This is a genomic window from Paraburkholderia caledonica NBRC 102488, assembly GCF_000685095.1.
GTDB classification, from domain to species: domain Bacteria; phylum Pseudomonadota; class Gammaproteobacteria; order Burkholderiales; family Burkholderiaceae; genus Paraburkholderia; species Paraburkholderia caledonica.
Genome location: NZ_BAYE01000006.1, coordinates 245666 through 271026 on the forward strand (window position 1 = coordinate 245666; position 25361 = coordinate 271026).

Below are 25361 nucleotides of genomic sequence, written 5' to 3' on the forward strand. Positions count from 1 at the left end.
GCGTTGCCGCGCGAATAGCGTGAACGTTGAACAAAAAAAGGTCCGCGCAAATTGGCGGACCTTTTATTTTGAGGCTTCGGATTCGAATCGGGCGGACCAGCCGTCATCGAAGATCAATCTGGCAAGTCGCGTGACTCAGGCGGCCTGGGCGACCTGCGCGGCTTCGAGTGCTTCCTGGCGAGCGGCTGCGGCTTTCTTCGTCTTGCCGGCACGCGACGGCGGCTGGCATGCGCCGCACACGACGTTGTGCTGCAGGTCGTGCTTGTGTGCGACGAACTTGCCGGTGCAACGGCAGCACTTCGTCAACTGCAGGATGTCGGCGTCGAAGAAACGCACCAGCGTCCAGGCGCGCGTCAGGTCGAGCACCGGTTCGGTTTCACTGTGCTTGCAGTGTTCGAGATAGAGCCGATACCCTTTGGTCAGCGCATCGAGATGCGAGCAACGCGCTTCGTTCTTCAGGAACAGGTACGTGTTGTAGAACAGCGACGCGTGAATGTTCGCAAGCCACGTCATGTACCAGTCCGCCGAGAACGGCAGCATGCCCTTGGGCGGCGATACGCCCTTCACCTCGCGGTACAGGCGGATCATGCGGTCACGCGAGAGCGTCAACTCGCTCTCGAGCACCTGCATGCGTGCGCCGAGTTCGATCAACGCGATCGCACGAAACACTTCTTGTGCATCTTCCGTCAGGCTACGCTTGAGCATCGCAGTCAACCTATTAGGCAAATTGCTCAGCGGGCTGGCCTGCAAGCAGGATCGCCGCGTGAGTCGGTGCAACTGCGGTGTGCTTCGTCGTTTGCGTCAACGCCGACAGCATCGAGTGGTCGTTGAAGCGGAAGAAACACAAAAGCTGATCGGAAGAGGCCAGCTTGACGATCTGTGCGAGCGACAGCCCGGCAAGCAGATCAGCCAGTTCCGACGACAAACCCAGACGGAACATTCCGATCGGTTTGTCCTCACGCAACATACGTTGCGCAAGCATGATGTACGACAGGTTAATCTCGCGGATTGAGTCCAGCGTCTCGCTGCTACGGTCCATTTTCTCTGTTTCCGAAGCCCCGAATTACTATGTCGGCTTTTTGCCGTTATGTCTTTTATGCCTCGCCGAAAACGTTGTCCTTCGGCTACAAGTCGTCCCGGATACACATGGCGACCTTTTGATACATCGCGTTACATTTCGTAACAGCTTGGGACGAATTGTATGAAGGGTAAAACCAGAAATCAATCCCTTCTCAAAAAAATATCTCGAAAAAGCGCATCAAATTTCGGTAAGAATTTCATGGGCTTGTAATGCGCCGCGCTGGACACCTTTTCCGTCCTGGCGAGCTTGCGTCAGATCCATGAAAACCCTTGTACGGCGGGGATTAGACCGTGTCGTCCGCGCAACACCGAGGGTGGATCCAAGAGAACCGGTAATTAAGACTGAATGGAAAGCGAGCGAAAAACCGGCGCCAAGTCGTGTAAATACTACCTAGCGATTTTCTGTTTCGGGGACGGACCGATTTTGTAACGAAAAGATGGCGCCCCGGTTACAAACCCGGCGAGTTTGTAACCGGATCGGTAAGAATTAGCAGCCCGTTGGGCGAACCCGCTCGACTTCGAGCCCGAACGCGGGCCGCAGGCGCGTGCCGAGCACGTTTCCGATGAAGGCGGCGACGAGCCACAACCAGCCGTGGAGGCTGCCTGAAACGATGCCGCTGAAGTAGGCGCCGATGTTACAACCATAGGCAAGGCGGGCGCCGTAGCCGAGCAGGAGGCCACCTACGACAGCCGCGATCAGCGAGCGCGCCGGCACTTTCCAGACCGGTGCGTAGCGGCCGGCGAGTGCGGCAGCGGCCATGGCGCCGAGAATGATGCCAACGTCCATCACCGTGGTGACGTCGTGTGTAACAGGCGCTGCCAGCGCGCCCGCGTTCGCGCGGGTCGCCCAGTACGGCCAGCTCGCCACGTCCACGCCCAGCGCGGCAAAGAGCTTCGCGCCCCATAACGCGAACGCCGAGGTCACGCCCCACGGACGGCCCGACAGCGCGAGCGTCGCGAAGTTGAGCAGCACAAGCGCGAGTGCGCCGACAAAGAGCGGCCACGGCCCTTGCAGCCAAGGGGATGCGCGCGGCGCGCGCGCCGGCTCGTTGACGAGGCGCCCGTGCCGGCGCCGTTCGACGATGACGGTCAGCGCCGCGATCGCCGCAAAAATGACGAGGTTCAGCGCGATCGCGGCGCCGGCGCCGAGCGTGTTGACCATCGACAACGGCTTCAAGGCGGGCAGCGCGGTCCAGAACGGCATGTGCGCGGTCGCCACCACCGAGCCTGTTACAAATGCCGCGAGCGTGACGATCATCCGCGTGCTGCCGCCGCCGACTGTGTACAGCGTGCCGGACGCGCAGCCGCCGCCCAACTGCATCCCGATGCCGAACATGAAAGCCCCGACGAGCACGGACGTGCCGGCGGGCGCGACGAGCCCCACCACCGGATGGCCGAACAAGGTTCCTGACGCGAGCACCGGGAAGAAGAGCACGACGCCCACGGCGAGCATCAGCATTTGCGCGCGAAGCCCGGCGCCGCGGCCGTCGGCGATAAATACGCGCCACGCCGACGTGAAACCGAACGCCGCGTGATAGAGCGACATGCCGAGCAGGGCTCCGACTATATATAGCGCGGCCTGACGGCCACTGACGGTCTGAGCCAGATATACGGCACCGAGCGCGATGAGAAGGAGAGCCGCGGCAAGCGGTTTCGGGTTGAGGTCGAAACGACGTGGCGCGGGAGAAAGAGTAGAAGAAAGTTCGGACATGATGAGATTGACCGACAACGCACGCGCGCCGGCGGCCCGGCGGGCGGCTGGCGCGCGTTGTTGGCAGACGAGCGAAAGCGCAATCAGGATCGAAAAAGATAGCACGTAGCGCATATCCTCGCAGGCGCGGGGCGCGCCGCTGTTTGTCGCTGTTTGCCGCTGCCGCGCCCGATGGCGCCGCCGCCGCCGCCCGCATCCCGTCACGTGCCGGCGGTCGCCCCGTGCACGCCGTCTGAGCGCCGGTTGCCGGCGAAGTCGTGCAATGCGGCTGCGGTCTGCGGATCGGCCGGAAAGAACGCTTCAATCGCCAGTTCCGACAAGGTCACGTCCACCGGCGTACCGAACACCGTCGTCGTGCTGAAAAACGACAGCACGCCAAGCGGCGTGCGCAGACGCAGCGGCACCGCAATCTGATTGAGCGGGCTCTCGCCGGGCTCGGGCGGCTGCGCGCCCGGCGGCGTTGGATAAGCCGCCAGTTCGTCGCGCAACGCGCTGAGTGTTTCGTCGGCGCTTACGTCGATCTGCCGTTGCAGTCGCGCGAGCACGTGTTCCCGCCACGCGTGCCAGTTGACGATGGACGAAGCGATGCCATCCGGATGCAGGCTCAGGCGCAACGCATTCACGGGCGGCTTCAGCAGATCGGGACTCGCGCCCGAAAGGAGCGGCCCGAGCGCGTTATTCGTGGCGACGATGTTCCAGTGCCGGTCGACGGCGAGCGCCGGATAGGGTTCATGGCCCTTCAGCACCAGTTCGACGGCTTCGCGCGCGGCGCTCAGTTGCGGGTCCGATAGCGGCCGCTCGCGAAACAGCGGCGCGTAACCGGCCGCGACGAGCAATGCATTACGTGCGCGCAGCGGCACATCGAGGCGCTCGGCAAGATGCATGACCATCTCGCGGCTCGGCATTGCGCGGCCGGACTCGACGAAGCTCAGATGCCGCGTCGAGATGTCGGCTTCGGCGGCGAGCAGCAACTGACTCATCCGTCGCCGCTGCCGCCATTCACGCAGCAGATCGCCGACGGTGCGGCTGGTCGCGGGCCGTGTCGGCGGGGCGCTTTGCGCAGAAGAAAGTGTGTTCATGCCAACGATGATAGCTAAAGCGCCGCGCCGATCCATTACCTGGGAGGTAATGCGCTCGACGCATTGCCGCGCACGAACGCCGGGACGCGCCGCACAACGATTACCTGCGACGTAATCGACGCGCGGCCCGCTAACCGCGAATCTTCACTCCGAGCCCGCCGCATGCGACGTGTATGCCGAGCGTAGCGCTCAGTCATTGCCAATCAAGGAGTTGCAGATGAACGCGCATACCGATCTGATCGACCGTTATTTCGACGCATGGAACGAGACCGATGGCGAGCGCCGTCGCAAGCTGATCGCCGCGACATGGGCGACGGACGCCGACTATCGCGACCCGCTGATGGCCGGCTCCGGCCACGACGGAATCGACGCGATGATCCGCGCGGTGCAGGGGCGCTTTGCGCATCACACGTTTCGCCGCTCGACCGACGTGGACGGTTTCGGCAACCGCCTGCGCTTTTCGTGGGCACTCGTCACGCCCGACGGCGAGGCGATCGTCAAGGGCTCCGACTTCGGCGTGGTCGACGCGCACGGCCGTCTGCAGGCAGTGACCGGCTTCCTCGATCAGGTGCCCACGGGCGCCTGATCGCACAGCGCCGCAGCTTCGCTACCGTCATCTTTGCGTGGAGACGATCATGCACGAGCCCGTCATCAAGTTTGCGCGATTCGCACATGCCATCGACGCGCTGTGCGGCGCGATTGCCGGCTTCGCGCTGCTCGCCGGCCCCCGCGCATTCATGTTCGCCGCGCTACTCGGCTGGCGCGAACCGGTGGCGGGCGGCGCGGGTCTGATGCTGCTCGCGGTCGTCGGATGGTTGCGGTGGCGTTGCGGCGGCGCGCCGCCGCAAGTGAGCGGCACGTCTTGCACTCTTCACTGGAATCTCCCCGAAACGCGCAACGTTGCTTGCTACAATCGATTGCCGCAATGCGAGCCATTCGAATAACCGCAAGCAACTTGCATGGAGACACAGTGCTTAAGAATCTCGATCCTCTGCTCAACGCCGACATACTGCATGCCCTGCGCTCAATGGGACACGGCGACGAGCTCGTTATTTGCGACGCCAACTTTCCGGCCAGCTCCGTCGCGCGTTCCTCGGTGCTCGGCAAGCTGCTTCGTCTCGACGGCGTGAGCTCGCCGCGTGCGATTCGCGCCGTGCTCTCGGTGATGCCGCTCGATACGTTCATCGACCAGCCCGCGTCGCGCATGGAAGTGGTCGGCGAGCCGCATACCATTCCCGCCGTGCAGCGCGAGGCGCAGGCCGAGGTCAATGCGGCCGAAGGGCGCGACGTGCCGTTTGCGTCCATCGAACGGTTCGCGTTTTATGAGCGCGCGCGCAAGGCGTATTGCGTGATCGCCACCGGCGAGGAGCGCGGCTATGGCTGCTTCGTCTTCACAAAAGGCGTTCTGCTCGCGCCGGACGCCCCTCGCTCCTAGTCGCCAGCCTGCCGCTTTGCGTCGTTCAAACGCTTGCCCGTCTTGGAAAGCGCGGGCAATGCACATATGCTCAGAGGCAAAGTAGGGAACTGCGGCCTTCTAGTCGGGTCTGCTGCTTATTCATCTATAGGAGTCCCCCATGACGCGTCCCGTCGATTCCGGCGTTATTCTCATCGCACGCATTGCTCTCGCTGTTCTGTTTCTATGGGGCGGTGTGATGAAACTGCTGGGCTATGCGGGCTTTGTCGGCTACCTGCACTCCAAGGGCGTGCCCTTCGTGCAGATCGCCGCGCCGATCGCCACCGCGGTCGAGGCATTGGGCGGGCTCCTGCTGATAGTCGGCTTCAAGGTGCGCCCGCTCGCGCTCATCATGGCGGTTTATACGGTGGCCACGGCGGTCCTGGGCCACGACTTCTGGAACGTGACGGACGCCGCCTTGCAGCGCGACATGGTGATCCATTTCTGGAAAAACATTGGTATCGCCGGCGGATTTCTGCTGCTGTTCGTGACCGGCGCGGGGCGTATCAGTATCGACGGTGCGCGCGCGCCGCGCAGCGGGTTGGGTCTTTGAGCGCACCACGCTCAGCGATTCCCCGCTGGTTTTGCCTGACTGACGTATTCCGGCTGCAAACAAGGGAGTAAATATGATTCAAAGTTTCGAGCAATCCATTGGCGGCAAAGTGTTGCAGTTGTGCGCGAGTCTTGGAGAAGGGCCCACGCCGCATCGCGTGATCATCAGCCTCGCCGAGTCCGCGAAAACACTTGTGGTGCTGGATGCGTCCGGCTTTCTGAGCGCAATCAAGGCCGAGATCGAAGAGCCCGAAAAACTGATTGCCGACGCAATCAGCAAGGCGCAAAGCGAAGGGCTGATCGAAGCCGCGATCAATACGGGAACGATTCAGGAGGCGTCGCTGTAGCGCGCCTGGAGCTTTACGCACACGGGCTTATTCACCGCTGACAATTCTGTTGACGACCCCCGGGGCGCGCGAGCCGCGGGGGTCGTTTTTCATGTGTCGTCCGCGAAGTCCGTCCGGCCAGACGCGCAAGCTCAGCGCGAATTGCCGACCGACGCGGAATCCGCCTCACGCCTCGCCTGCGACGACGAATGCGGCTGCGGATGCACGAGGCAGCTGATCACGCCAGCGAACGCGAGCAGGTCGACCGAGATCGCGGTCGCCGCTTGCATGCCCGAGACGATTTGCGTGGCCGCCGCCCCGCTGGCGAGCGCGCCGAATGCGGCCACGCCCACCGCGCCCCCCGCCTGCCGGGCCGTGTTCAATACCGCCGACGCCGTGCCCGCCCGCGACGCTTGCGCCGACGCCAGCACGGCGGTCGTCATCGCGGGGACGGCTAGTCCCATGCCTGACGGAATCAGCAGGAACGGCAGCAGCAGGCCGATCAGCGGCGTGCTCGCGTCGACCAGATGCAGCAGGCCGTAGCCAAGCCCGGCGGTGACCGCGCCGGCGATCATCGGCACACGCACGCCGAAGCGGCCCACCACCCAGCCGCTTGCGACATTCGAGATCAGGAAGCCGCCCGTCAACGGCAAAAATGCAAGACCGGCCTGCAGCGCCGTATAGCCGCGCACCCGCTGCAGGTAGAGGCTCAGCACGAACACCATCCCGTAATAGGTCATGTTCACGCAGATGCCGAACAGCACGGCCGCGCTAAAGCTGCGCCCGGCGAAGAGCGAAAGCGGCAGCATCGGCGCACTCGCGCGCGCTTCGACCGCGACAAACGCGCTCCCGGCGAGCGCCGCAAGGACGAAACCGCCTGCGACGAGCGGATGGCTCAAGCCGAGCGGCCGCCATTCGATCACCGCGGCGACGAACGCGGTCAACGCGACAATGGCGAGCGTCTGGCCGCTCAGATCGATGCCGCGCGGCGTCGGCGGGGCGGTTTCAGGACCAGCGGTTTCAGCACGAGCGGTTTCCGGGAGAGCGGCTTCGGGGCGTGGCACCCACAGCAGGGTCGCCAGAAAACCGGCAGCGCAGATCGGCAGATTGACAAGAAAAATGCTGCGCCAGCCGAAGGCGGCGATCAGCAGGCCGCCTGCTACCGGGCCGGCCGCGATGGAGATCGCGCCCGCCGCCGTCCACAGCCCGACGGCGCGAGCCCGCAGTTTCGGGTCGTGTCCGTACGACTGATTCAGCAAGGCAAGCGAGTTCGGCAGCATCGCGGCGGCGCCGATGCCTTGCAACGCTCGCGCGGCGACCAGCATCGGCGCGCCGGACGCGACGCCGCAAGCAAGCGACGCGAGCGCGAACAGCACGATACCCGCCGCGTACAGCCGACGCGCGCCAAAGCGGTCGCCGAGCGCACCGGCCGACAGCATCAGCACCGCGAAGGCGAGCGTGTAGGCGTCGACGACCCATTGAAGGCCCGCGACATTGGCGTGCAGATTCGCGCCGATTTCAGGTAGCGCAATATTGACGATGGTCACGTCGAGTTGCGTGACGACGAAGCCCACGCTGACAGTCGCGAGCACGCGACCGAGGGCGGGGGAAACGGTATGTTTTGTGGAGGTCATGCGCTATATCGTAGGCGCGATGTGGCGCACCACGTTTCGGGGCGGCGTGAAGTGTCGATGTCGGCGGAAAACTGCGGCCGTCGTGGTCTCCGGAATGGGGTGACGAACTGGACGCTGTCTACAAGCGAACAGGAAAACGCCGCCGCAAATAAAAACGGCGCACCCGAAGGCGCGCCGTTCTCTTCACCGCCGCGTGCGCTGGATCAGCGCTTCTGCGGCGCATCCTTGATGAACAGCGTGCTCAGTGCACCGACCACGCAGATCGCGCCGACATACAGCGGCGCGGCCATCGGGTTGGACTTCATCATCAGCGAAACGGCGATCGGCGTGAGGCCGCCGAAGATCGCATACGCGACGTTGTACGAAAACGAGATGCCCGAAAAGCGCACGACCGGCGGGAAGGCTTTCACCATCACGAACGGAATCGCGCCGATCACGCCGACGAGCAGCCCGGTCACGCCATACAGCGGCACGAGCGCCGAGGCATCGACCGAGAGTTGCTGGAACATCACGTAGTACGTCACGGCCAGCGCAAGGCCGCCGATGAAGATCGTGCGTCCCGCGCCGATGCGCCCGGCAATCGAGCCCGCCATCACACAGCCGATGGTCAGGCACAGCGTCGCCACGCAGTTGGCCAGCAAAGCGGTGGCCGGCGCAATGTGAAACTGCTTTTGCAGCAGCGTCGGCGTCATCAGAATCACGACGACGATGGCGGCGGACAGCATCCACGTGAGCAGCATCGAGACGATTACCGCGCGGCCGTGGTCGCGCAGCACGGCCTTGAGCGGCACTTCGGCGGCAATCGCCTTGCGCTGCTTCAGTTCGGCGAAGACCGGCGTCTCGTGCAGCCAGCGGCGCAGGTAGACGGAGAACATGCCGAACACGCCGCCGATTAGAAACGGAATGCGCCACGCGTAATCCGCGATTTCGACGGGCGCGAAGTTGCGATTGACCGCCGACGCGATCAGCGAACCGAGCAGGATGCCGGCCGTGAGGCCCGCCGTCAGCGTGCCGCACGCATAGCCGATGTGCCGTTTCGGCACGTGCTCGGAGACGAACACCCACGCGCCCGGCACTTCGCCGCCGACCGCCGCACCTTGCATCACGCGAAACAGCAGCAGCAGGACCGGCGCCATGACGCCGATGCTCGCGTAGGTGGGCAACAGGCCCATCATCAGCGTCGGCACGGACATGAGCAGCACGCTCAGTGTGAACATGCGCTTGCGGCCGAACAGATCGCCGAAGTGCGCCATGATGATGCCGCCGAGCGGCCGCGCGAGATAGCCCGCGGCGAAGATGCCGAAGGTTTGCACCTGCCGCAGCCAGTCCGGCATCGCGGCCGGGAAGAACAGCTGGCCGATTGCCGGTGCGAAGAACACGAAAATGATGAAGTCGTAGAACTCGAGCGCGCCGCCGAGAGCGGCGAGGCCGAGTGTCTTGTAGTCGCTGCGCCCAAGAGGGCGTGGGGTGACAGCCTGCGCTCCACCCAGATTTGTCGCTTGCATTGCTTTGTCGTTGTCTTGAATTGGAAACCACGTGTCGCGTGGAAAAACGGCGGTCGTCGGGCGAGAAGTGTGGCGGCGGCTGGGTAGAGCGCGGGACACCGGCGCACCGGCCCGGGTAGGGCGGCGCGATGACGAAACAAGCCAGCGCGGGATTTTACAGGATGAAAGCGATTCGCTTCGGGAAGTGCTTAATTAGATTGGGAAAAGTTCCGCCTATTCCGCAATTTTCCGGATCTTGCGACGAACCGCGCGTGTCATGCGAAGGCGGTTGTAGTCCGTCGGCCACTCGTCGATGCGATTCGTCAGAGCGCGCGTTAAATTCGGATTGATCCTATGGGATAGGGGCCAGGCGCCTTTGAGAATCGCGTCCACGCCACCTGTTAAGAGTCATCCCATGCGCATTGCCATTCTTCAACGTGATCCCGTCATGCGTCAGTCGATTGAAAAAATCCTGACGAGTGCCGGCCATACCTGCGCGGGCTACGACGACGGCCTCACCATGTCGAAAACGCTGGCCCGGTCCACCGTGGATCTGCTCGTGCTGGACTGGCACGGCACCCGTCTGTCGGGCACCGAGGTGTTGAGGACGGCGCGTGCGGTCGGCGGCGACCGCGTGCCGGTGATCTTCGTGTCGAGAGACACGTCGGAAGAAAGTATGGTGCGCGCTTTCGTCAACGGGGCCGACGACTACACCGCGCTGCCGGTTCGGCCCGCGGAATTTCGCGAGCGCGTCGCGGCGTTGCTGCGGCGCGCCTATCCGGACCGCTTCAGCACCTCGAGCTTCGACGTGGGCCCGTACCGCTTCGACACGCATCGCCAGATCGTCATGCTGCGCGGGCAGCCGGTCTCGTTATCCGGCACGCAATACCGGCTGGCTTCGCTGTTCTTTTCGAACATTGGCCGTGTCATGTCGCGCGATCACATCTTCGCGATGGTATGGGGCCGTGAATTCCGCGAGTTCACGCGCACGATCGACAGCCATGTGTCGCGGCTGCGCCTGTTGCTCGAAATCGAGCCGCAAAACGAGTTCCGCTTGCAGCCGGTTTATAAAAGCGGCTACAGGCTGCTGCATCTGCGTCAGGAAGAGGCGATACATGAGCAGCAGCAGGCCGCCTGAACTTCGCGGTTGGCTCAAAGGCGCGGCAGTTCCGGGCGCGTTTCCAGAGCCTTGCGAATCAGCGCTTCCACCGCGACGCGCTCGTCGCCGGCAAGAGGCAGGCGCGGCGGGCGCACGGGTTCCGTGCCGAGGCCAACCATCGTTTCGGCGAGCTTGATGTTCTGAACGAGCTTGTGCGAGACGTCGAGTGCGAGCAGCGGCGCGAACCAACGGTAGATCGTCCGTGCTTCTTCAAACCGTCCTGCTTTCAGCAGCTTGTAAATCGCCACCGTCTCATGCGGAAACGCGCACACGAGACCGGCCACCCAGCCATGCGCGCCCATCAGGATAGCTTCCATCGCCAGGTTGTCGACGCCGCACAGAATGGCGAAGCGGTCGCCGACCGCGTTGATCAGATCGGTCACGCGCCGCACGTCGCCGCATGATTCCTTGATGGCGACGATTTTCTTTTCGTCGGCGATTTCCGCGAACATGTCGGGCGTCATGTCGACGCCGTACGCGAGCGGATTGTTATAGATCATCAGCGGGAGTGCGCTTGCATCGGCGACGCTGCGGAAATGGTGCAGCGTCTCGCGCCGGTCCGACAGATAGCGCAGTCCCGGCAGCACCATGAAACCATTGGCGCCACGGCGGCTGCCGGCCTCGGCCTGGCGGCAGGCGTCGAGCGTGCTATTTTCCGCGATGGTCAGCAGCACCGGCACGCGGCCGCGAGAGGCTTCCACGGCGATGTCGAGCACCTCGAGCTTTTCGTCGAGCGAGAGCGTCGAGGCTTCGCCGAGCGATCCGCACACGATGATGCCGTCCACACCCGCGTCGATCTGCGCTTCGATATTCTTGCCGGTCCACGCACGGTCTATGCTGAAATCCGCGTTGAACTTGGTGGTGACTGCGGGCAATACGCCTTCCCAGATATGCGCCACGACTGCTCTCCTGAGTGTGATGAGTTCAAGCGCAGTGTAAGCAGCGAAAACGCTGGCGTCTTGCGTCAATGGCGCGTCGCGAATGACGATTTCGGCACAGTGATGGTGTGGCTCCGTATGCACGGTGGCTCATCAGCGGCGCGTTTTACGGAGATTCGCCAGCCTGTCCGTTGGTGCAATGAGGTGTACGACAAGCGAGCCGCGCTCCTGATCGTGGCTCCGCGGGATGCGCCGCGCTCACCCTTCAAAAGTGGCCGCGGTTTCGCGCACATGCGATGCTGCGATCCAACGGCGCTGTGCCGAAATCGTCACAATCCACGCGCAAGCTCACCAAGACTGCTGCCTTCGCCGTTCCTACCATGTGCGTCATGAAAACGCTCAATATCATCGACTCGCACACCGGCGGTGAACCGACCCGCCTCGTGGTGTCGGGCGGCCCGGACCTCGGCGGCGGAACGCTGGCGCAACGGCTCGACGTATTTCGCACTCGTTTCGACGACTGGCGCGCGGGCGTCGTCACCGAACCTCGTGGCTCGGACGTCGTGGTCGGCGCGTTGCTGTGCGAACCCGACGACCCGTCATGCGCGGCCGGCGTGATCTTCTTCAACAACGTCGGCTATCTCGGCATGTGCGGTCACGGCACGATCGGCCTCGTCGTTTCGCTCGCGCATATGGGGCGAATCGGACCGGGGCGGCATCGGATCCAGACGCCGGTCGGCGTCGTCGAAGCGACGCTGAATGACGATGGCAGCGTCGCCGTGCGCAACGTGCCTGCCTATCGTTATCGCAAGGCGGTTCAGGTCGATGTGCCGGGACATGGCGTGCTGACGGGCGACATCGGCTGGGGCGGCAACTGGTTCTTTCTCGTCGCGGAGCATGGCCATTCGCTGGAGGCTGCACGCATTCCCGAGTTGACCGCTTTCAGCGCGGCGATTCGGGATGCCCTGATCGCGCAGCGCATCACCGGCGCGGACGGCGCGCTGATCGACCATATCGAACTCTTCGGGCCCGGCTCGCGCGGCGGCATCGACAGCCGCAGTTTCGTACTGTGCCCCGGCAATGCGTACGACCGCTCGCCGTGCGGCACGGGCACGAGCGCAAAGGTCGCGTGTCTCGCGGCGGAAGGCAAACTCGCCGAAGGGGCAGTGTGGCGCCAGGAGAGCATTATCGGCAGCGTGTTCGAGGCGAGTTATCGCCATGCCGGCGATGGCGCATCCGCAATTCCTGGCGGCGACGGCATGTCAGTTGTTTCACCCCGCGACGGCGCCCCAGCAGTTCCAGCCGACGCAGCACCGGTAATCCCTACGATCACCGGCCACGCCTATATCACAGCGGAAGGGCGGCTTTGCTTCGACGAGCGCGATCCGTTCGCGTGGGGCATCCGCACGGTATGACGGCGGACGCGTTGATTGTCGGCGCGGGCATTGTGGGTGCGGCATGCGCGGCCGAACTCGCCGCGCTCGGCATGCGAGTCGAGGTGCTCGACGCTCAAGGCATCGGCGGTGGCGCGACGGCTGCGGGCATGGGTCATATCGTCGTAATGAACGACTCGCCCGCGGAATTCGCGCTGTCACGCTACTCGCGCGAACTCTGGCTGGACCTTGCGCCGCAGCTTCGTGCGCGAGATGCGTTCGCGCGCTGCGGCACGCTCTGGCTCGCCGCCGACGAAGAAGAGTTCCAGGCCGCCCGGGCAATGCACGCCGCCTACGAAGCGCAAGGCGTTTCGGCGGAACTGCTCGACGCGCGCGCATTGCGGGCGTGTGAACCGGCGGTTGTTTCTTCGCTAGTCGGGGGCTTGCGCATCGAGCACGACAGCATCGTCTACGCGCCGACGGCGGCGCAGTGGCTGCTGACGCGATCGTCGGCGTCAGCGAATATTCGCATGCGGCTCGACGCGCGGGTTATCTCGGTCGATGCTGCCGGCGCGATGCTTGCGAACGGCGAGCGGCGCAGCGCGGCGCACGTGATCGTCGCGAACGGGCTCGGCGCTCAGGAGTTGATACCGGCGCTGCCGCTGCAACCGAAGAAAGGCCACCTGTTGATCACGGACCGTTATCCCGAACTGATCCATCATCAGTTGCTGGAGCTCGGGTATATCAAGAGCGCGCATCATGCGACCGGCACGTCCGTCGCGTTCAATGCGCAACCGCGGCCTACGGGGCAGGTACTGATCGGCTCGTCGCGTCAGTTCGACACGACCGACCCGGCGGTCGAGATGCCGGTGCTTGCTCAAATGCTGCAACGCGCCGCTCACTATCTGCCGATGCTCCCGCAACTGAACGGCATACGCGCATGGACCGGGTTTCGCGCGGCATCGCCGGATGGGCTGCCGCTAATCGGCCCCGCCGGCGAGCACGCGCCCGGCGTGTGGCTCGCCGTCGGTCACGAAGGTCTGGGCGTGACGACTTCGCTGGCGACTGCGACGTTGCTCGGGGCGCAAATCGTCGGAAACGCGCCGGCCATTCCGGTCGAGCCGTATCTGCCGAGCCGTTTCGTTCCCGTGCATGAGGTGGCGCATGACTGACAGCGGCGCACGCATTCGGCTGAACATCGACGGTGTCGCCCTCAAGGTGGAAGCGGGCACGACGGTGGCTGCGGCGCTCGTTCTCGCCGGTGCGAAAAGCGGAACGCGGGTGTCCGTAGGCGGCGAGCCGCGCGCCGCGTTCTGCGGCATGGGCGTCTGCCAGGAATGCCGCGTGACGATAGACGGCCGCGCGCATGCGCTCGCGTGTCAGACGCTTTGCCGCGACGGCCAGACTGTACGCACGCAGCACGAGGGCGCTCGATGACCCGGCACTTCCAGGTGGCCTCTGCCTGCATTCCGCCGCACGGCCGGCCCGGCCAAGTGCGAAAGGCGGTCATCAAGCTGACGGAGCACGTCGGCGTCGGCGTCGACTCGGCGACGAATTCGCCGCACAGATTAGTCCGGCCGCGCGCAAGAGTCGCCCGCACGGTGACGCAACGCTCGCAGCATGGCATCCCGCCAGACCTGTACTGCAACGGCGATAACGCGCAGAACGTAGAGGTTGACGCATCGTGAGCCAGCACTTCGACGTCGTTGTGATCGGCGCCGGTCCGGCGGGTTTGCACTCGGCGCTTGCTTCGGCGCGCGAAGGCGCGAGCGTCGCGTTGCTCGACGACAACCCGCGCGCCGGCGGACAGATCTGGCGTCAAGGTCCGGGCCATTCGCAACATGCGCCGCTGCAAAAGCTGCTCGCCGATCTCAGTCGCCGCAGCAACGTCACGAATTTCCCATCGACGCGGGTTGTCGCGCCGCTCCCGCCGCGCGGACTGCTGGTCGAATCGGCGGAACGAGGCGGTATGTGTCTGACATACGAACACCTGATCCTCGCGACCGGCGCGCGCGAGCGCTTGCTGCCATTCGAGGGCTGGACTTTGCCCGGCGTGACTGGGGCGGGCGCGCTGCAAGCGCTGATCAAAGGCGGCATGCCGGTGCGCGGCGAGCGCGTCGTGATCGCCGGCAGCGGGCCGCTGCTGATCGCGGCGTTAGCCACGGCGCGCGCGGCGGGCGCACGGGTGCTCGCGGTTGTCGAACAGGCATCGAGCGTCGATGTTCTGCGCTTTGGCGCGTCGCTGATACGCGAACCCGCGAAGCTGCGGCAGGCCTTGAGTATGTCGCGCGGCTTTGCCGGCGTGCATTACTGGACCGGCAGCATGGTAGAGGCGGCGCACGGGGAGGGCCGCGTCCAGCGGGTCACGGTCCGGCGCGGGCAGACCAGCGTCACGCTTGACTGCGATCGCATCGCGTGCGGCTTTGGACTCGCGCCGAATGTCACGCTTGCCCAGGCGCTCGGTTGTGCAATCGATGAAGCGGGCGGCATCGTCGTCGATGCCACGCAGCGCACATCGGTCGACGGCGTGCTGGCGGCCGGCGAATGCACCGGCGTTGGCGGCGCGGAACTCGCGGCAGTCGAAGGCGAGCTTGCGGGCCTGACCGCGAGCGGCGCAACGCCGGATCGCAGCGCACTGCACGCGCAACGCGAGCGATGGCGTCGCTTTGCAGTGCGCATCGAGACCGCCTTCGCGTTGCAGACGCCCGCGCGCACGCCGCCCGCCGACGACACGCTGCTGTGCCGCTGTGAGGACGTGAGCGTCGGAGAAGTGCGTGTCTTCCGCAACTGGCGGGACGCAAAGCTGCATACCCGTTGCGGGATGGGCGCGTGCCAGGGAAGGGTATGTGGGCTCGCCGCGAGTGTCTACTTCGACTGGCCGTCGGCGACGCCGCGGCCGCCCTTCAGTCCCGCGCAAATCGGCACGCTGATCGCGGCAAGCACACAGCCGCCGCAGGTGGACTGACTCGCACCGCGCGCCGCCGGCGAGCGGATATTGTCGGCTAACCTGCCGCTTTATAATCGAGCGCGCATGCAGCGCTTACTCCTGCGCTCTTATAAACGGCTCGGACCCACGGGACCTGCACGATGAACACGCTGGCTCATCAGTTTTCACCTGACGAAGCAACGTTGTCCGGCATGCTGTCGCACTTCAGGCAGTTGGAGCCCGTGTTCGACGCGCTGCCCGACGTCGTTTTCTTTGTGAAAGACGCGGACGCGCGCTATGCGCTGGTCAACCGCACGCTGGCTTCGCGTTGCGGCTTCAAGGAAAAGACGGCGCTGTTGGGCAAAACCGCCGAAGATGTATTCCCACGCCGCTTCGGCCGCATCTATACGGCGCAGGACGAAGGGGTGATCCATGTCGGCAACCAGATGATCGATCAGCTGGAATTGCACCTTTATCCTGGTCGCCAACCGGGCTGGTGTCTCACCACCAAGCAGCCGTTGCGCGATGCCGCGGGCGTGATCGTCGGGCTTGCGGGCATTTCACGCGATCTCAGAGCGGACGAAAGCAGCCATCCGGCTTATAGCCGGCTCGCCGCGGTCGTGCAGTTCATCCAGGAAAACTATGTGCAGCCGCTGAATCTCAAGCAGTTGGCGGTGATGGCGGACATGTCCGTCGCGCAACTGGAGCGGTATTTTCACAAGGTGTTTCATCTGACTCCGCGCCAGGTTCTGCTGAAGACACGCCTCGACGCCGCCACGGCGCTGCTGGTCTCGCACGACAAGGTCACCGATGTCGCCGCACTGTGCGGCTACACGGACCACAGCGCCTTCACGCGTCAGTTCAAGGCGACCGTCGGCGTTACGCCGACCGAATACCGGATGCTGCTGCACGGCACTTCGCGGAGTTGAGCGTCGGCATATGGTTCGCCGTAAGCATCATTACTATGTGTACGTCGTCGCACTCGACGACAAGGTCTGGAACGAGGCGCGCTTTCGCCGCGCGAATCCGGATTACCGGTTCGACAAGCCGTGCGTGTATGTGGGGATGACCGGGCTCGATCCCGATCTGCGCTTCGACCGGCATAAAGCCGGCATTCAGGCAAATCGCTATGTGCGCGATTATGGCCTGCGCCTTGTACCCGAGCTATATGAAGTGTTCAATCCCATGCCGTATCGCGGCGCACAGGAAATGGAAGTGGAACTGGCGATTGGACTACGCGAAGCAGGGTACGGCGTATGGCAGGCGTAAAGCGTGCGTTACTTGACGCCCAGCCCGCGCAGCACGGCATTGCCTTCGGGCGTGAGGCGAATGCGCGAGCCACCTGCTTCGTTCGAGATCGTTTCGATCAGGCCGGCTTCGTGCAGTTGCGGAATCTCGGGTTTGGCGGACGCGTCGATAGGCGCGTGCAGCAAAAGCAGCAACGTCGCCAGTTCGTGATGGCTCAGGAGACGCCGCAGGATGGTCGGACGCCTTGTCGGCGCGGGCGTGTCGTTGGTATTCGGTTCGGGTTGGTTCATGGTGCGCACCTCGTGCGGGGTCGTGTCCGAGGCATCATGCGGACGAAGTCTTAAACGATTCTTAAGACCCATTGTCCTGTAACACCGTGACACGAAGATGGCACCGGCGCACCTTACCAACGCTTAACGGCGCCGCTTTTTTGGCCCGCTCGGGCAACCCCGGCTTACGGCGCGCAGGTTTTCCCCGCTGTTTCGATCCACAGATTGTTCACGTGGCGCTTGCCCGCATAGAAACGGTAAGTGGTCGCTCCGTTGTCGCTGCGCACCTTGATGATGTTCGAATCGCCAAAGTCCAGCATCTGGCCTTGCGGGATCGACGTGGATTTGAACGCGGCATTATGGTTCGACGCCAATTGCGTCAGGCAGGCGACGACATCGTTGACTGAGCGCTGCGTATTGGTGTCGGTGACCGGCTCGCCGGCATCCGGGTTCTTCTGAAAGTAAGCGCAAGCGCTGAGAAGCAGGGGAACTGACAGGACTACGGCAAACTTCTTCATATCTCTCCTGGCGTTTCATTCGGCCGGCGGTGGGCGCGGGTTCGAGCTAAAGGCGTGACGAGCGCGCTGCTCTGGCGTAGCCGCCGCCCTAGCCGACCTGCTTGAACCGCCCGACCCGAGTACCGACGCGGCCGCGCGGCGCGGACCGCGACTTAAGGCGCCATTATATCGGGCGAAGGGCATACTCCCGCGGATGCCGCACGACGCGTGCCCGCGCCGTCACGATTCGCGATGCAGTCAAGCGGCGCGACTTGCCGTGAATCTGCAATTGGCGATTGGCGTTCCCGGTCCGCGCGCCCCGCCGGCGAGCGCCGCCTACTTGCGCCGCTGGGCTTGCGCTGCGAGCCGCACCGCCGCGTTGCCCGCACCGTAGCCGTCGTAACCGCCGCGCCGCTCGACGATCTCCATGAAGAAGCGCTGATCGAGCTGTTCCGTGTAAGCGTGGAAAAACTCGCCGCCGCGTTCATCGCGGTCATAGAGGATATTGTGCTCGCGCAGCGCTTCCAGCATGTCGTCGGGCAGCGCGTAGCGGGCGGCGAGATCCTCGTAGTAATTACGCGGGATGCGCAGCACCGGCAAGCCGTCGGCGACGAATTCCGGAATTGCGCTGAAGATGTCGCTCGTGCTGAATGCAACGTGATTCAAACCGGACCCGTGATAGGTATGCAGCGCCTCGGCCACCGCCGTGTGGTGATCGACTGAAGCGTTCAGCACCACTCGGACCGAGCCGTCGCGGCTGCGCAGCGCGCGGCTGCGAACAAGGCCGTAAGGATCGGGCACGAGCACGCCCGGCTCCGCCTGAAAGCCGAACGCGGTGCGCAGAAACAGCACCCACGTATCGAGGGAATTCGCCGGCACGGCGAGGCACACGTGGTCGATGCGGGTCAACGGCCCGACTTCGAACGGGCCGTTGACGTCCGTGAGAACGAAGTCGGCTTCGAACAACGTGGGCTGATCGGGCGTTTCGTCGACGAAATAATTCAGGCTGCCGTCTGGCGCCTGCACGGCCGGAAGCACGCGTTCGTTAGGGCCGATCTGACCGGAGAACGGCGCGTAGCCGAAGCCGGCGGCGCGCTCGAAAGCCTGATTCGCGTCATTCACCCGAAACGCCGATGCGCACAGCGACAAGCCGTGCTGCTGGAAGAACGCATTGGCGAACGAATCCGGTTCCGCGTTCAGCACGATCGAAGCGGCACCGTGCTGATACAGCGTCACATCTTTCGAACGATGCTGGCCTGCCTGGCGAAAGCGCAGCTTGCCGAGCCAGTCGGCGAGATGCGCGCGTGTGGTGTCGTCAACGGCGAACTCCAGAAACTGATAGCCGACGTGCGCGGGAGCCGCGGGCGATTCGTACAACTCGCCGACCGGCTGCCGCGCGGCTTGCAGCAACGCACGCGTCTGTTCCTCCAGGAACAGGAGCGAGCGATGTCCGTCCGCAGCCGTGATGTTGGTGGGCGCGGCGCGAAAGCCGTCGTTGAAAATCTCCAGCGAAAGCGGGCCCTTGTAGCCCGTCTTGACGACTTGCGCGGTGAAGCTGGCCACGTCGAAATCGCCCTGGCCCGGAAAGCAGCGGTAATGGCGGCTCCATTCCAGCACGTCCATGGCGAGCTTGGGTGCGTCCGCGATCTGCACGAACGCAATGCGCTCGCCTGGAATGTCGGCGATCGCGTCCACCGTATCGTTGAGCGACAACGTGTGAAAGCTGTCGAGCACGAGTCCGAGATTGCAGTGATTTACCGCGTTCACGAGTTTCCACGCATGCCGGTACGTCTTGACGTGCCGACCCCACGCGAGCGCTTCATAACCGGCGACAACGCCCGCTGCCTCTGCAGCTTCCGCGAGCGCGCCGAGCTGGTCGGTCATTAGCGCATCGTCGCAGATGGTGTCCGGCGACACGTTGCTGCATACCAGAATGCGGTCCGTGCCCAGTTCATGCATCACGTCGAATTTACGTTTCGCGCGGTCCAGGTTGCGCGCGAGACGCTCGGCACTTACGCCGTCGAAATCGCGGAACGGCTGAAACAGCATGATTTTCAGCCCGAGATCTTCGGCGATACGCCGCACGTCGGCGGGCGAACCATCGAAATAGAGCAGGTCGTTTTCGAAGATCTCGACGCCCTCGAAGCCGGCCGCCTGGATTGCGGTGAGCTTCTCTACGAGGGTGCCGCTGATCGAGACGGTGGCAATCGAACGTTGCATGAACAGCTCCTGCAAAAACAGTCGGACGGAGATTGCGAGCGCGCGCCGTTGGAGCCAACGCGCCGGGCCACTGCCATGTTGCGGCGCGCAAAATGGGCTAGTTCGTGACTCGTGAAGCAAGCGCCAGGCCGCAACTGTCCATAGTAAGCGCAATTTTCGATAGTCTATACAAACTAACTAGATGGTACAAATTCGTATAAACCCCGAATGACGGAGAGGGCTCATGCGAGCACACTTCGCTTTACGTTGAGGAGCGTTTTGCGCTTGTCGCGATGCGCTTCATTGTTCGAGTTTGTTGCAACTGCGTTGGATGGGGCGGGAGTAAGCGCTAAAGCGCTAACTCTTGCCGACAGCTCTGCCGACAGGAGATCGATGTCATGAGTTTTGCTTCCGTACTGGTCCTCAATGGACCCAACCTCAACCTGCTCGGTACACGCGAGCCAGCCATCTATGGCGCCGAAACGCTCGACGATGTCGCGAAACTCTGCCGCGATGCCGGTGAGCGCCTTGATCTCTCAATCGACTTCTGCCAGTCGAACGCCGAACATCAACTGATCGACTGGCTCCACGCAGCGCGCACCAAGGTCGATGGCATCGTCATCAATCCCGCTGCGTACACGCACACGTCGGTGGCCATCGCCGACGCGCTCAGCGCAATCGAAAAGCCCGTCATCGAAGTGCATATTTCAAACGTGCATCGACGGGAACCCTTCCGTCATCACTCGTATGTGTCGGCGGTGGCCGATGCGATCATCGTCGGGTGCGGCACCCAAGGCTACGTGCTCGCGCTGGAGCGGATGGCCACCATCCTCAAGAATAGGGCGGCGAAATGAACGTGCCAATGAATGAACAAGCGAATGCAAAAACGAGCGCACAGGCCACTGCAAGTTCTTATCTTGTCGGTCTGATCGGATCGGGCATCGGCGGCTCGCTGAGTCCCGCGATGCACGAGGAAGAGGGCAGCAAGCTCGGCTTGCATTACGTGTATCGCCGCATCGATCTGGAAGCGTTGAAGCTCGATGTAGCAGCGCTGCCCGATCTGCTGGTTGCGGCCGAACGCATGGGCTATAACGGTTTGAACATAACGTATCCGTGCAAGCAGGCCGTCATTCCGCTGCTCGACGAATTGTCCGACGACGCCCGTGCGCTGGGCGCGGTCAACACCGTGCTTTTCAAGGGCGGCAAACGGATCGGGCACAACACGGACTGGTCCGGTTTTGCCCGCGCGTTCCGCCGCGGTTTGCCGGACGTATCGCTTGACCGGGTGGTGCAACTGGGCGCGGGCGGCGCGGGCGCTGCGGTTGCTCACGCAGCCCTCGCAATGGGCACACAAACGCTCACGCTGTTCGACGTCGACGCCGCTCGTGCCGCGTCGCTCGCAGCCGAGTTACAGAAGCGCTTTGCGGATCGGACGGTCACTGCTGGCACGTCGCTCGGAGAGACGCTCGCGGCCGCCAACGGGCTGATTCACGCAACGCCGACCGGCATGGCCAAATTGCCGGGACTGCCTTTGCCCGCCGAATTGCTGCATAGCGGTCTGTGGGTGGCCGACATCGTCTATTTCCCGATTCGCACCGCGCTGTTGCAGGCAGCCGAAGCGCTCGGCTGCCGCACGCTGAGCGGCGGCGGCATGGCGGTGTACCAGGCCGTCGACGCAATGCGCATCTTCACCGGGCTCGAACCGGACGCCGAGCGCGTCTACACGCATTTCCAGTCGTTGCTGGAACGCTAACCGGTAGCGCACACCGGCAAACGACGACCAGATGATCAATGAGAGGAGACTACAACCCCATGCCGCAATCGACTCAAACCAGACCGGCCGACGGGACGCGTCAGGCCGGCGCAAGCGCGACTGCCAGCACCGCGCGCCGCTCCAACGCCCGTTACCAGATACTGGGGTTGCTGGCCGTCGGCACGATGATCAACTATCTCGACCGCACGGTACTCGGCATTGCCGCGCCGCAGCTGACCAAAGAACTCGGCATCAACGCTGCAATGATGGGGCTGCTGTTCTCGGTGTTCTCGTGGAGCTACGTTGCTTCTCAGATTCCTGGCGGCCTCTTCCTGGACCGTTTTGGCAGCAAGCTCACTTACTTTCTCTCGATGACCTTCTGGTCCCTGTGCACGCTCGCGCAAGGGCTCGTGCACGGCATTGCCGGACTGTTCGTGTTTCGCCTCGGCCTAGGCGTGTCGGAAGCGCCATGTTTTCCGACCAATAGCCGGGTGGTTGCGACATGGTTCCCGCAGAGCGAACGCGCGATGGCAACCGGCACCTACACCGTCGGCGAATATATCGGCCTCGCGTTTTTCAGCCCGTTCCTGTTCATGCTGATGGGCGCATTCGGCTGGCGTTCGCTGTTTTATGTGGTGGGCGGCGTGGGTATCGTGTTTGGCGTGATCTGGTGGCTCATGTATCGCGAGCCTCGAGATCATCCGTCGGCGAATCAGGCGGAGCTCGACTATATCGAGGCGGGTGGCGGTCTCACCCAACGTCACAAGGATAGCGGCGCTGCTGCGGCGCCCGCGAAAAGCGGCTTTGAATGGCGCACCATTGGCCGCCTGCTCAAGCACCGTCAATTGACGGGCATCTGTCTTGGTCAGTTCGCCGGCAACTCGACGCTCGTGTTCTTTCTCACGTGGTTCCCGACTTACCTCGCCACCGAACGTCATATGGGCTGGCTGAAGATCGGCTTTTTCGCGATCATGCCGTTCATCGCGGCGTCGATCGGCGTGATGTTCGGCGGGCTCTTTTCCGACTGGCTGCTGCGCCGCGGCAAGTCCGCCAACGTGGCGCGCAAGCTGCCGATCATCGCCGGCCTGTTGCTGGCCTCGACGATCATTCTGGCCAATTACGTCGAGAGCAACGTCGCGGTGATCGCAATCCTGTCAGTCGCATTCTTCGCGCAAGGCATGGCTGCGCTCGGCTGGACGCTGGTGTCCGATATCGCGCCCGAAGGGCTGCTCGGCGTGACCGGCGGCATCTTCAACTTCGCCGCGAATCTGGCCGGCATCGTGACGCCGCTCGTGGTCGGCTTTATCGTCGCGGCGACAGGGTCGTTTGTCGGCGCGCTCGTGTTCATCGGCGTGATTGCGTTGATTGGCGCGCTGTCGTACATCTTTATCGTCGGCGATATCAAGCGGATCGTGCTGGTGGATTGAGCACTCGTTCCACTGCGAAAAAAAGGGACGTGGCGCAGGCCAGGTCCCTTTTTCATTCGTCCGTGAAAGTGGACTATAAGAGGCTCGTCAATTTTCCTTGCGAACGAAGCGCAGCACCGCATCGACGATCATTGCCCGATGACGCGCGCGCAATCTGGGATGTGACGGATCGCGCCCAAATGCCGTGCCGAACGTATGACGATTGCCGACGCGATGAAAGCACAGTGAGCTGATCAACAGATGCAGGTCGATCGCGTCGACGTCGCTGCGAAACTTGCCCGCCGCGATACCGCGTGCAAGCAGGTCTTCGATTGTATGAATGACGGTGACGTTGCGGCCTTTAAAGCTCTTGACCTGCTCGACATACTTCGCGCCGTTGATGTTCTCGATCGTGACGAGGCGCACGAAGTCCCGCTGGCGGTCGTGATAGTCGAACGTGAATTCGACCAGCGCGCGCATGCCTTCGACCGGGTCGAGTTCGCTGACGTGCAGATCCTGTTCGAGCGCGCGAATGTCGCCGTACACCTTCTCCAGCACCGCCTGGTACAACCCTTCCTTGCTGCCGAAGTAGTAGTACAGCATGCGCTTGGTGGTGTTGGTGCGCTCCGCGATGGCATCGACGCGCGCGCCCGTCAGCCCCATCGCGGAGAACTCCTGGGTCGCGACGTCGAGGATATTACGCTTCGTCTGCTCGGGATCGTACTTGCGGCGGGCGTCGCTACGTCGGGCGTCTTTGCGCGGCGCGTCGGACGGGATGCCGTTGGTATCGGGCTCGGCGGCCTTGCTTCCCTTTTTCATTGTGTATTCGAGCGGCAGTGACCGCGCATTCTAGCATGGCGAAAATGGCCTCTGGCGCGGGGTTTTTACGCGAAACAGGCGGCATATCGCAGCGGTCTGGCGGCGTTTCGGGCACCTACGCGCAAGCCGGCCGCATCGACGCGGCGCTGCCTCGGCACACCGCACCGGCAACGCTTAAGCTGTGCAGACATAGCCGCGCGTTCGCGGCCCACACGATGCGTTTTCAGACGGAGCCGCGGGCCCGCCTGCGGCGCGCGGCGAATACGTCGCGCGTTTGCATCGCGGTGTACGTGAGTTGAGCGGCGGCGAGACCGAGTGCGCCATAAGCGGGCGTGAGGCCAAACGCGGCGAACGCCTCCGGAACCGCACGCTCGCCCGCAATGGCCGCGGCCAGCAGTTCGCCGGACACGGTGGTCGGTGCCATGCCATGTCCGCCGAAGCCCACCGCATGCCAGACGCCGTCCGCGGTGCGACCGATCTGCGGCATCTTGTGACGCGCGTAGCTCATGAGGCCACCCCACGCGTAGTCCACGCGCACGTCGTGCAATTGCGGATAGACCTTCAGCAGATCGCGCCGCAGTAGGCCGGCGATGACTTCCGGCGCGCGGTCGCGCACCGAGATGCGTCCGCCCCAGAGAATCCGCGTGTCGGGCAGCGGCCGGTAGTAGTCGAACGCGAAACGCGTGTCGTAGACGGCCGCGCGCGTGTCGATCGCATCGTGCAGCCGCGCGCCGAGGGGCTCGGTCGCCATCACATACGTGGCGATGGGCAGCACCGCGCGCTCCACCTTCGTGTAGACGTTGCGCGCGTATCCGCCGCCCGCCATCACGACGTGCCGCGCGTCGACGACGCCTTGCGGCGTGCGCAGGACGAAGCCGGCACCTTCGCGCTGCAAATGCACTATGGGAGACTGCTCGTGAATCCGCACGCCGGCGCTGGCCGCTGCATCGGCCACGCCGAGCACGTATTTCAGCGGATGAAAGTGAAACGCGTTGCGCTCGAACAGGCCGCCGTGATAACGGCGCGTTTTCAACTGGAGCGCCAGATGTTCGGCTGCCACCGGTTCCCAGTCGACGCCGAATGATTCGAGCATCAGACGACGCTGCGCTTCTAGCCGCGCGGGATCGTCGAACCAGTTCGCGAGAATGACGCCGGCGTCGGTGACATCGCAATCTATGCGATAACGCGCGATGCGGGCCCGCATCAGATCGACGGCGTCGGTGGTAAGCGCGTATAGCTCGCGCGCGCGAGCCGCGCCTAGCGTTTTCAGCAGATCGGCACAATCGAGGCTGTAGCCACCGAACACAAAGCCGCCGTTGCGTCCCGATGCGCCGTAACCGACCTGCCGCGCCTCGAGCACCGCGACGTTCTTCACGCCTCGCTCAACGAGACCTAGCGCCGTCGACAGCCCCGCAAGTCCGCCGCCGACAATGCAAACGTCCGCGCTATGTTGGCCGACGAGCGGCGCATAGGCGGACGGGCGTGTAACAGTGGCTTCGTAGAAACTTTCCATGG

General features: G+C 63.8%; 27 protein-coding genes. 15 read left to right on the plus strand and 12 right to left on the minus strand.

Annotated features, from left to right (window positions below; all coding sequences use genetic code 11):
• Window positions 1-135: 135 nt before the first annotated feature.
• From flhC to BCA01S_RS14975, 4 genes are all read right to left on the minus strand, one after another.
• Window positions 136-705, minus strand: a complete 570-nt coding sequence (gene flhC / locus BCA01S_RS14960; RefSeq protein WP_020068238.1) for a flagellar transcriptional regulator FlhC — start codon at window positions 703-705, stop codon at window positions 136-138.
• A 13-nt stretch (window positions 706-718) separates the two neighbouring features.
• On the minus strand, window positions 719-1039 hold the full coding sequence (gene flhD / locus BCA01S_RS14965; protein WP_020068239.1) for a flagellar transcriptional regulator FlhD: 321 nt from the start codon (window positions 1037-1039) through the stop codon (window positions 719-721).
• 528 nt (window positions 1040-1567) lie between these two features.
• A complete protein-coding gene (locus BCA01S_RS14970) occupies window positions 1568-2791 on the minus strand; it encodes a YeeE/YedE family protein (RefSeq protein ID WP_027777596.1) in 1224 nt (407 codons plus the stop codon).
• Between the two features lie 200 nt (window positions 2792-2991).
• Window positions 2992-3870, minus strand: a complete 879-nt coding sequence (locus BCA01S_RS14975) for a helix-turn-helix domain-containing protein (protein ID WP_244145991.1) — start codon at window positions 3868-3870, stop codon at window positions 2992-2994.
• A 217-nt stretch (window positions 3871-4087) separates the two neighbouring features.
• Here BCA01S_RS14975 and BCA01S_RS14980 point away from each other — a divergent pair, with 217 nt between their 5' ends.
• The 5 genes from BCA01S_RS14980 (at window position 4088) to BCA01S_RS15000 (ending at window position 6222) form a co-directional block, all read left to right on the plus strand.
• Window positions 4088-4456, plus strand: coding sequence for a nuclear transport factor 2 family protein (locus BCA01S_RS14980; RefSeq protein ID WP_027777598.1), 369 nt, complete (start codon window positions 4088-4090; stop codon window positions 4454-4456).
• Between the two features lie 49 nt (window positions 4457-4505).
• Complete coding sequence (locus BCA01S_RS14985) at window positions 4506-4814, plus strand: hypothetical protein (RefSeq protein WP_027777599.1); 309 nt, start codon at window positions 4506-4508, stop codon at window positions 4812-4814.
• Window positions 4815-4840: 26 nt separating this feature from the next.
• On the plus strand, window positions 4841-5305 hold the full coding sequence (locus tag BCA01S_RS14990; RefSeq protein WP_027777600.1) for an RbsD/FucU family protein: 465 nt from the start codon (window positions 4841-4843) through the stop codon (window positions 5303-5305).
• A 139-nt stretch (window positions 5306-5444) separates the two neighbouring features.
• Complete coding sequence (locus BCA01S_RS14995; RefSeq protein WP_006052736.1) at window positions 5445-5876, plus strand: DoxX family protein; 432 nt, start codon at window positions 5445-5447, stop codon at window positions 5874-5876.
• Between the two features lie 73 nt (window positions 5877-5949).
• Window positions 5950-6222: a hypothetical protein gene (locus BCA01S_RS15000; RefSeq protein WP_020068246.1), complete on the plus strand. Its 273-nt coding sequence runs from the start codon at window positions 5950-5952 to the stop codon at window positions 6220-6222.
• 131 nt (window positions 6223-6353) lie between these two features.
• Here the strand turns inward: BCA01S_RS15000 and BCA01S_RS15005 are convergent, their stop codons facing one another.
• Both BCA01S_RS15005 and BCA01S_RS15010 read right to left on the minus strand, forming a co-directional pair.
• The gene (locus BCA01S_RS15005; protein ID WP_027777601.1) at window positions 6354-7835 is read right to left on the minus strand and encodes an MFS transporter; all 1482 of its coding nucleotides are present in this window, start codon (window positions 7833-7835) and stop codon (window positions 6354-6356) included.
• A 203-nt stretch (window positions 7836-8038) separates the two neighbouring features.
• Window positions 8039-9340 carry an MFS transporter gene (locus BCA01S_RS15010; RefSeq protein WP_027777602.1) on the minus strand — a complete coding sequence of 434 codons (1302 nt, stop codon included), beginning with the start codon at window positions 9338-9340 and terminating at the stop codon, window positions 8039-8041.
• A 394-nt stretch (window positions 9341-9734) separates the two neighbouring features.
• On the opposite strand from BCA01S_RS15010, the gene BCA01S_RS15020 reads away from it, so the two are divergent.
• Window positions 9735-10457: a response regulator transcription factor gene (locus BCA01S_RS15020; RefSeq protein ID WP_027777603.1), complete on the plus strand. Its 723-nt coding sequence runs from the start codon at window positions 9735-9737 to the stop codon at window positions 10455-10457.
• A gap of 14 nt (window positions 10458-10471) precedes the next feature.
• On the opposite strand, the gene BCA01S_RS15025 is transcribed toward BCA01S_RS15020, so the two are convergent.
• Window positions 10472-11377 (minus strand): dihydrodipicolinate synthase family protein, encoded by a 906-nt coding sequence (locus BCA01S_RS15025; protein ID WP_027777604.1) that lies wholly within the window; start codon window positions 11375-11377, stop codon window positions 10472-10474.
• 359 nt (window positions 11378-11736) lie between these two features.
• Here BCA01S_RS15025 and BCA01S_RS15030 point away from each other — a divergent pair, with 359 nt between their 5' ends.
• The 6 genes from BCA01S_RS15030 (at window position 11737) to BCA01S_RS15060 (ending at window position 16924) form a co-directional block, all read left to right on the plus strand.
• Window positions 11737-12771, plus strand: a complete 1035-nt coding sequence (locus tag BCA01S_RS15030; RefSeq protein ID WP_027777605.1) for a proline racemase family protein — start codon at window positions 11737-11739, stop codon at window positions 12769-12771.
• Window positions 12768-13901, plus strand: coding sequence for an NAD(P)/FAD-dependent oxidoreductase (locus BCA01S_RS15035; protein ID WP_027777606.1), 1134 nt, complete (start codon window positions 12768-12770; stop codon window positions 13899-13901). Before BCA01S_RS15030 ends, BCA01S_RS15035 begins: the two co-directional genes overlap by 4 nt.
• On the plus strand, window positions 13894-14166 hold the full coding sequence (locus tag BCA01S_RS15040; RefSeq protein WP_027777607.1) for a 2Fe-2S iron-sulfur cluster-binding protein: 273 nt from the start codon (window positions 13894-13896) through the stop codon (window positions 14164-14166). Before BCA01S_RS15035 ends, BCA01S_RS15040 begins: the two co-directional genes overlap by 8 nt.
• A gap of 247 nt (window positions 14167-14413) precedes the next feature.
• Window positions 14414-15694 carry an FAD-dependent oxidoreductase gene (locus BCA01S_RS15050; protein WP_027777609.1) on the plus strand — a complete coding sequence of 427 codons (1281 nt, stop codon included), beginning with the start codon at window positions 14414-14416 and terminating at the stop codon, window positions 15692-15694.
• Between the two features lie 122 nt (window positions 15695-15816).
• Window positions 15817-16584, plus strand: a complete 768-nt coding sequence (locus BCA01S_RS15055) for an AraC family transcriptional regulator (RefSeq protein ID WP_027777610.1) — start codon at window positions 15817-15819, stop codon at window positions 16582-16584.
• A 10-nt stretch (window positions 16585-16594) separates the two neighbouring features.
• Entirely contained in the window at window positions 16595-16924 is a 330-nt protein-coding gene (locus BCA01S_RS15060; RefSeq protein ID WP_027777611.1) for a hypothetical protein, read from the plus strand.
• Between the two features lie 8 nt (window positions 16925-16932).
• Here BCA01S_RS15060 and BCA01S_RS15065 read toward each other — a convergent pair whose 3' ends face one another.
• The 3 genes from BCA01S_RS15065 to BCA01S_RS15075 form a co-directional block, all read right to left on the minus strand.
• Window positions 16933-17193 carry a hypothetical protein gene (locus BCA01S_RS15065; protein WP_027777612.1) on the minus strand — a complete coding sequence of 87 codons (261 nt, stop codon included), beginning with the start codon at window positions 17191-17193 and terminating at the stop codon, window positions 16933-16935.
• A 164-nt stretch (window positions 17194-17357) separates the two neighbouring features.
• Entirely contained in the window at window positions 17358-17690 is a 333-nt protein-coding gene (locus tag BCA01S_RS15070; RefSeq protein WP_027777613.1) for a hypothetical protein, read from the minus strand.
• Between the two features lie 315 nt (window positions 17691-18005).
• The gene (locus BCA01S_RS15075) at window positions 18006-19889 is read right to left on the minus strand and encodes a bifunctional sugar phosphate isomerase/epimerase/4-hydroxyphenylpyruvate dioxygenase family protein (protein WP_027777614.1); all 1884 of its coding nucleotides are present in this window, start codon (window positions 19887-19889) and stop codon (window positions 18006-18008) included.
• A gap of 377 nt (window positions 19890-20266) precedes the next feature.
• Between BCA01S_RS15075 and aroQ the strand changes: the two genes are divergently transcribed.
• Genes aroQ through BCA01S_RS15090 form a run of 3 tightly spaced genes read left to right on the plus strand, consistent with a single transcriptional unit; the run spans window position 20267 to window position 23048 of the window.
• Window positions 20267-20722: a type II 3-dehydroquinate dehydratase gene (aroQ, locus tag BCA01S_RS15080; RefSeq protein ID WP_020068256.1), complete on the plus strand. Its 456-nt coding sequence runs from the start codon at window positions 20267-20269 to the stop codon at window positions 20720-20722.
• 8 nt (window positions 20723-20730) lie between these two features.
• Window positions 20731-21621 (plus strand): shikimate dehydrogenase, encoded by an 891-nt coding sequence (locus BCA01S_RS15085; RefSeq protein WP_244145992.1) that lies wholly within the window; start codon window positions 20731-20733, stop codon window positions 21619-21621.
• Window positions 21622-21680: 59 nt separating this feature from the next.
• Complete coding sequence (locus BCA01S_RS15090) at window positions 21681-23048, plus strand: MFS transporter (protein ID WP_027777616.1); 1368 nt, start codon at window positions 21681-21683, stop codon at window positions 23046-23048.
• 87 nt (window positions 23049-23135) lie between these two features.
• On the opposite strand, the gene BCA01S_RS15095 is transcribed toward BCA01S_RS15090, so the two are convergent.
• Window positions 23136-23846: a TetR/AcrR family transcriptional regulator gene (locus BCA01S_RS15095; RefSeq protein WP_027777617.1), complete on the minus strand. Its 711-nt coding sequence runs from the start codon at window positions 23844-23846 to the stop codon at window positions 23136-23138.
• Between the two features lie 223 nt (window positions 23847-24069).
• Entirely contained in the window at window positions 24070-25359 is a 1290-nt protein-coding gene (locus BCA01S_RS15100) for an NAD(P)/FAD-dependent oxidoreductase (protein WP_027777618.1), read from the minus strand.
• Between the last annotated feature and the right edge of the window lie 2 nt (window positions 25360-25361).